At 64.6% G+C, this 6,224-nt stretch carries 8 protein-coding genes; 5 read left to right on the top strand and 3 right to left on the bottom strand.

Features of this window, described 5'->3' with window-relative positions; genetic code table 11:
• Window positions 1-439 precede the first annotated feature (439 nt).
• Window positions 440-889 carry a cupin domain-containing protein gene (locus C493_RS17220; RefSeq protein WP_007260764.1) on the top strand — a complete coding sequence of 150 codons (450 nt, stop codon included), beginning with the start codon at window positions 440-442 and terminating at the stop codon, window positions 887-889.
• A 109-nt stretch (window positions 890-998) separates the two neighbouring features.
• Here C493_RS17220 and gvpO read toward each other — a convergent pair whose 3' ends face one another.
• The 3 genes from gvpO to gvpA all read right to left on the bottom strand — a co-directional run bounded on the left by gvpO (window position 999) and on the right by gvpA (window position 2,963).
• Window positions 999-1,568: a gas vesicle protein GvpO, halophile-type gene (gene gvpO / locus C493_RS24085; RefSeq protein WP_007260763.1), complete on the bottom strand. Its 570-nt coding sequence runs from the start codon at window positions 1,566-1,568 to the stop codon at window positions 999-1,001.
• 72 nt (window positions 1,569-1,640) lie between these two features.
• Complete coding sequence (gene gvpN, locus C493_RS17210; protein WP_007260762.1) at window positions 1,641-2,666, bottom strand: gas vesicle protein GvpN; 1,026 nt, start codon at window positions 2,664-2,666, stop codon at window positions 1,641-1,643.
• Window positions 2,667-2,672: 6 nt separating this feature from the next.
• Complete coding sequence (gene gvpA / locus C493_RS17205; RefSeq protein ID WP_007260761.1) at window positions 2,673-2,963, bottom strand: gas vesicle protein GvpA; 291 nt, start codon at window positions 2,961-2,963, stop codon at window positions 2,673-2,675.
• Between the two features lie 389 nt (window positions 2,964-3,352).
• Between gvpA and C493_RS17200 the strand changes: the two genes are divergently transcribed.
• Genes C493_RS17200 through C493_RS17185 form a run of 4 tightly spaced genes read left to right on the top strand, consistent with a single transcriptional unit; the run spans window position 3,353 to window position 6,165 of the window.
• Complete coding sequence (locus C493_RS17200) at window positions 3,353-3,979, top strand: GvpL/GvpF family gas vesicle protein (protein ID WP_007260760.1); 627 nt, start codon at window positions 3,353-3,355, stop codon at window positions 3,977-3,979.
• Window positions 3,980-3,981: 2 nt separating this feature from the next.
• A complete protein-coding gene (gene gvpF / locus C493_RS17195) occupies window positions 3,982-4,236 on the top strand; it encodes a gas vesicle protein GvpF (protein ID WP_007260759.1) in 255 nt (84 codons plus the stop codon).
• Window positions 4,236-5,246, top strand: a complete 1,011-nt coding sequence (locus C493_RS24165) for an Hsp20/alpha crystallin family protein (protein ID WP_007260758.1) — start codon at window positions 4,236-4,238, stop codon at window positions 5,244-5,246. The genes gvpF and C493_RS24165 overlap by 1 nt, the downstream gene beginning before the upstream one ends.
• The gene (locus C493_RS17185; RefSeq protein ID WP_007260757.1) at window positions 5,239-6,165 is read left to right on the top strand and encodes a hypothetical protein; all 927 of its coding nucleotides are present in this window, start codon (window positions 5,239-5,241) and stop codon (window positions 6,163-6,165) included. Before C493_RS24165 ends, C493_RS17185 begins: the two co-directional genes overlap by 8 nt.
• The last annotated feature ends 59 nt before the right edge of the window (window positions 6,166-6,224 follow it).

Genomic DNA, 6,224 nt, shown 5'->3' with positions numbered 1-6,224 from the left:
TCGTGGTACTGCGCCATCATCGGCGTCAGCTCGTCGCGTTTCTCGGCCATCTCTGCGGGAGGGCCAAGCGCCGGATCCATACACGAACCGCGCCGTCGGATGCGGAAATAGCTTGCTGGATCGGCCGCGATCGGTCCGAATCGTCGACAGGTCTTGGCTCGTAACGTCGACTTCGAGAGGCGGAACACGCCTACTACAGCCGAGATCGAGGACTCGCTCGCGGAGCCCCTTTCGTACGGATCGAGAAGCCCAACTCGTTACTGTAGCCACTGAAAGTCAATACCGCTTTTCGCGCCCGCTGTTTCGTCGGTTGTCCGGAGATTGTCCGGGTTGCCGGCTCGTTCGGTTCCGGACTGCTGTCCGCCAGTGTACTGTCGTGTCCACTTGTCCCATTACCGCAATATATAGATATTTCACGCGACGGCCCTTCGTTCCAAGTATGGAGAAAGCCTCTGTTGACGATGTCGAACCGGGTGCGTTTGGACGAGACGTCGATGTTCGTGGGCTGTCGGATCAACTCGGGACGAGCGACTTCTCGATTAATTATTTCCGGCTCGAACCCGGCGAGAAGTTCTCGAAGATGGTTCACACCCACATGGATCAGGAAGAGGTATTCCTCATCGTCGAGGGGGAAGCGAAATTCGAAACGGTAGACGACGAGATCACCGTCGGCGAAGGTGAAGCGATCCGGTTCGCACCGGGTGAGTTCCAGACGGGCGAGAACGCATCGAACGGCGAATTAGTGGCGTATGCCATGGGTGCACCTCGCGACAGCGAGGACGTTCGCGTCGCCCAGGAATGCCCCGAGTGTGGACATGACAACATGAAAGTAGTTCCGGTCGACGATGACTTTACACTCGTTTGTCCGGAGTGCGGTACAGAACTATAGCGCCGACCCTCTCTGACGATCGTCGAATAGTGCTGTCCAACAGTATGACTACAGGAGATCGTATGAACGGTAATGCACACCGATCGCACAGTCATCGTGCGATCGAGTGCTATTCGAATGCCTGCGTGTCTCCGCGGCGGTAGCGGTCGAGCCGTCGGTAGCCGTGGACGGTCGCGTCCTCGTCGAGTTCGATCTCGTAGCGGCCGATGATGTCCTGGGTATCGGGAACGGCCCGCCGTTCGACGACCTCGACGACCGCGCGCCAGCCGTCGTCGGTCGGCGCGATCTCGCTGACGGCGTCGAACTCGCGACCGATGAGTTCGCCGGCCGTCGACTGGACGGTTCGCCGAACCGCGAGGACGCCCGCGATTTCGTCGTGGTCGGTGTCGGCTTCCGCGTCGACCGACTCGGGGTCGGTCTTCTCTTCGGCGGTCATATCGACCGTTCCGAGCTCTTCGCTTTGGGTCTGTGACTGGCTTCCGCCGGCTCCCTCGGTTTCCTGTTGTTCGTCCTGTTCGTCTTCGACTGTTTGACTGTCACTCACGGTTGGATCACTCTCGTCATGTTGGTAGCAGAAGTCGCCGTCCTGAGCCGGCCGCGAGCAGCGCTCTCCGTCCTCTGTCAGTGCCTTGCACTGCTCTTGGGCTTGCTCCGTCTCTTCCGTATCGGCTTCGGCCATTGGCTCGTGTCCTCGTCGGTTGTCGCTGCTTCTCCTGATCGTGGCGCCGCTTTGCACGGGGATCGAATCGAGTCAGAGCGACTCGGCGATCCGCGTTCGTAGCTGCGAGACGTCCTCCGGTCCCTCGCCGGCGATCTTCGGCACGAGGACGTCCATGAAGACGTCCGCGAGTAACTCGTCGCTGAACTCGCCGTTCTCGCCGTTGCCGGCGAAGACGGCCAGTCCCTTCGCCGCCGTGATGGCGGCCCGCGTGCCGACGACGAGATCGAGTTCGTCGCGCAGCGATCGCATCACCTCGACGATCCGCTCGACGTCCGCGTCGGCCAGATCGACGTGGGACTTGACGATCTCGCGTTCGGTCTCTGCGTCGTAGTAGTCGACGTGGACGCCGACGAACCGATCGAGCAGCGCGTCCTGCTGGCGGTGGACGCCAGCGTACTCGACGTCGTTCGAGGTCAGGATCGCCCGGAACTCCGGGTGAACGTCGATCGTGCGATCCGCGCCGCGTTTCCCCGGCCGCTCTAAGACGCCTTCCTCGAACACCGAGAGCAAGACGTTGTGGGCGGCGGGGTCGCTGCGCGAGAACTCGTTGTAGACGAGCGTCGCGCCCTCCCGGACGGCGACCGACAGCGGGTTGTCGACCCAGCGCTCGCGGACGATCTCGGTCTGCTTGCTGACGCCGCCGACGAACTGGTCGCTCTCCTTGTAGCGCTCGCCGCCGGCGTGATCGCCGACGAGCGCGGCCGTGTCGACGGCCTCGTCACCGTTCAGCCAGACGACCGGCCGATCTCGCTGAGCGGCCGCCGACAGCGCAAGCGCCGTCTTCCCACAGCCCGTCGGACCGATCAGGTGGACCGGCTGATCGGCCTCGAGCCAGCCGGTGATCCGCCGTCGCAGCGTGGTGACGGCGTCGGTCTCGACGAAGTTCTCGGGGACGACGTCGCTCGGGTCGGAGAGCGGACTGTCGCCGTTTCGCTCGCTCGCCGACGGCGTCTTGCGGGCCAGTTTCTTCTTCGCTTTCCGCCCTTCCTTCTTGGAGCGGTCGCTTCTAATCTTCCGACCTCTGACCTTGCGCTTGCGCGAAGAATCGTCGGCCATGAAGGGTTATTCGCTGGCGGATTTCGGTGACGATTCCGGACGTTGTTCGACCTCGAGCTCCTCCAGGTCCTCGAGGTCGCCCTCTGCCGTCGCTTGCTCAATTTTTGCGATCTCCTCCGCGTAGTGCAGGAAGGTGTCGACGGAGGCGACCACGACGCGGGCCTCGATCGTCAGGAGCTCGATCCCCACGACGGAGATCCGCGCCCAGACGTCGATAACGACACCCTTGTCGAGGATGCGGTCCAGTACCTCCGCGAGACTCGAGGAGTCGGGTCGTCGACCTGATGATGCTGCCATACACGATTCCGTTTGCCCCCGCTTCGTAACACGACTGGCGCTGCGTTTGCAAGCCGCCACCGTCTCGGGAGTGACGACCCCGGGCTGCGTCTGCAAGCACTACCATCACCCGCCGCGGTGTCGAATTTTCCACGAAGAGTTCCTCGAGTGCCCGCGAGCGGCCCCCGACGGGCCCGGGGCGCTCGATTATCCGTTCCCATGATATCTGTTCGACCGTCCGCTCTCGAGACCGGCAGTTCTGACGAGTCGCGCCCGCAGTCGCACGTCCGTGCACGTACACGCCGTCGACGTCACCATCGTCGACATCGACCACGGTGGCGTTCACACGCACGCGTTCGACGACGGGCTCGAGTAGCCGGCGAGACGACGTCAGCGGGGGTGAGCGCCCGATGACCAACCGGTACGTCTACGGCATCATGAACGACGATCCGGTCGAGTTCGAGACCGACGCCGTCGGCGGCGCCGACCGCGTCTACACGGTCTCCCACCGGCGGCTCAACGCCGTCGTCTCCGACATCGACACGACCGATCCGGAGGAGACCGACGAGGACGCACAACGTCACGACGACGTCCTCCGGGAGATCATGGACCGCGACGGCGGTCGCGCCATCGTCCCGATGCAGTTCGGAATGGCCTTCGAAAACGACCGCGCGCTGAAAAACGTCCTCCGGGGAGCCCGGCCGGCGTTTCGGCGCGCGCTGAACGACATCGAGGGTCGTGTCGAACTCGGCCTCAAGGTCGTTCGCGAGGAAGACGCCGAGGTCGACGACGACGCGATCGAAGAGGCCGTCGCGGAGACGCTCGAGCCGATCGCCGCCCAGTCGGTTCCAAACGACCTGTTCAGCGACCGACTCGTCCTGAATCGGTCGTACCTCGTCGACCGCGACGAGCGCGAGCGCTTCGACGACGCCGTCGCCGAACTCGAGGCGGAGTACGACGAAGACCTCATGTTCCGCTATACGGGACCGTTCGCGCCGTACAGCTTCGTCGACGTCAAAATCGGATCCCAACAATAACCATGTTCATCCTCGACGACCTGCTGATCCGACCGTTCGTCGGCATCGTGGACACGCTGCACACGATGGCGATAAACGAGATGTACGACCTCGAGGCCCTCGAGGAGGACCTGAAAGAAAACCAGTTGCTGTACGAACTGGGCGAACGCTCCGAAGCGGAGTATCGCGAGCGCAAAGCCGAGATCGAAGCGGAGATCGAAATCGCTCGCGACGTTCACGAGCGACTCGCCAGCGGCCGCGTAGAGGTGAAATCCTGATGTCTGATGATCACCCGACCGACGACCGAGAGGACGAGCCGGAGGAACCGACAGAACAGTCGAAAACGGGCGAGATGAATACCGGAGACGGCAATACCGGCGGCGATGGTAACAGCGGCGACATCGGCACCGGCGGTGACGACGGCGACGACAGCCACAACGCCGGCACCGACGACCACGACGATGTCGACGACAGCCACAACGCCGGCACCGACGACCACGACGATGTCGACGACAGCCACGACGCCGACGAGCGGCCGAACGAGGTCACGGACGTCCCGATCGAGCACCACTCCTCGAGCGACGATCCCGAAACCGAATCGCAGTCGGCCGAGAGCGCCGACGAAGCCGACGAAGCCGACGACGAGTCGGGGACCGACCGGGGCGAAACCGACGAGGAAGCGGACGCGTCGCCCTCCGGCCGAAGAACAGGGGCTGGCGGGGCCACGCCCGCCGGTGGAAACGGCGCTCACAGCGCCGACCCCAGCGACGACTCGAGGAGCGGCAACTGGCTTTCGAGTCTGCTGTCGGTCCTCGAGTCGCTCGAGCGCGGCGGGACGGCGTCGGGTCGCCGGCGAAGCGACCACACGGTCCTCGATTACGACGTGTCGGTTCGCTCGGGCGACGACGTCGACGGCCGTCGGAACGTCGACCGAAGTCCGGACCCCTTCGACGGCGAGCGCGCCGGTGGCGGTCGCGACCGCGGCTCTGGTCACGGCCCCTCCCGACCGCGCCGCCGCCGCTCGACGCCCTCGAGCGATCACCACGTCGCGGTCCGACGCGGTGACGACGAAGTGCTGGTCACGGCCGACGTCGCCGGCACCGACCCGGACGACGTCACCGTCGGCTTCGACGACAGGACGCTCGTCGTCGCCGTTTCGGGGAGCGAAGTCGACCGCGTCACCGTCCCGTGGCTCGAGCGGGAGGCGGACGCAACGATCAAAAACGGCGTCCTCACGGTTCGGGTCGAACCCGCGGACGGCGACGACCGAGGTGAGACCGATGAGTGAGACGGACGCAGACGAGCAGGGGTTCGACGCCCTCCTCGAGGAGGGCGAACGCTGCCTCAAAAACGTCGAGCACTGTCTCGAGGGCGTCGACGACCTCGATACCCTCGAGGACGACACGGTCGAGGAACTCCTCGGCGACGTCGAGACACTCGTTCGCGTCGTCCGCGAGACCGAGGAGCTACTCGAGACGATCGACTTCGGCAACCTCCCCGAAGCCGTCGAGGCCGACGAACTCCTCGAGGCGATCGACGCCGGAGAGATTCCCGAGGCACTGCTCGAGGACGACACCGGCGCGACCGACGTCGTCGACTTCACCCAGCTGTTCACGGCGATCGACCTGCTGAACGCCTGGAACGCGGCCGATCTGGGCGCGCTCTGGCAGGAAAAGCGGGAACTCGAGGGCGCCGTCGACGAACTGGGCGACGAGGACGGGGACGCGGGACTGGTCGAGGAAACCGTCGCGTCGGTCACGGACGACGACGATGGGCTGGTCGGCGACGGCGAACTGCTCGAGGGCGACCTTCGCGACGAACTCGACGACCTCGACGCCGACCCCAGCGAAATTCTCGGCGACATCGACGTCGCCGAGGATCCGGAGGCCTACCAGGTCGCCATCCAGCAGCAGGCGATGAAAGGCATCGACGCCTTCCGTTCGGCGCTGCTCGAGACCCACGAGAAGTTCGAGCGGCTCTACGAGATGAACCGCGAGAAGATGCGCCGCCAGGATACGAGCACCAACTCGCGGAACCCGACCGCGGCGGCGACGATTCCGACCGAGCGTCGCGACCTCGGCGGCAGCGCACGCTACTCGACGGTTCCGAAGCAGGTCAAGCTCTCGACGGCGCCGACGAGAAAGCGCATCTACGGCCGTCGATTCGAGATCGAACGCGAGCGAAACCGGAGAAACAACGATGACTGACCCACGACACCCACAGCTCCGACGGTTCGAGATGAGCCAGCCGAACGCGTCCGTTCCAA

The organism is Natronolimnohabitans innermongolicus JCM 12255 (genome assembly GCF_000337215.1).
Taxonomy (GTDB): Archaea; Halobacteriota; Halobacteria; order Halobacteriales; family Natrialbaceae; genus Natronolimnohabitans; species Natronolimnohabitans innermongolicus.
Note: the sequence above shows the minus strand (reverse complement) of the source record. Positions and strands in the feature narration are given on the sequence as shown.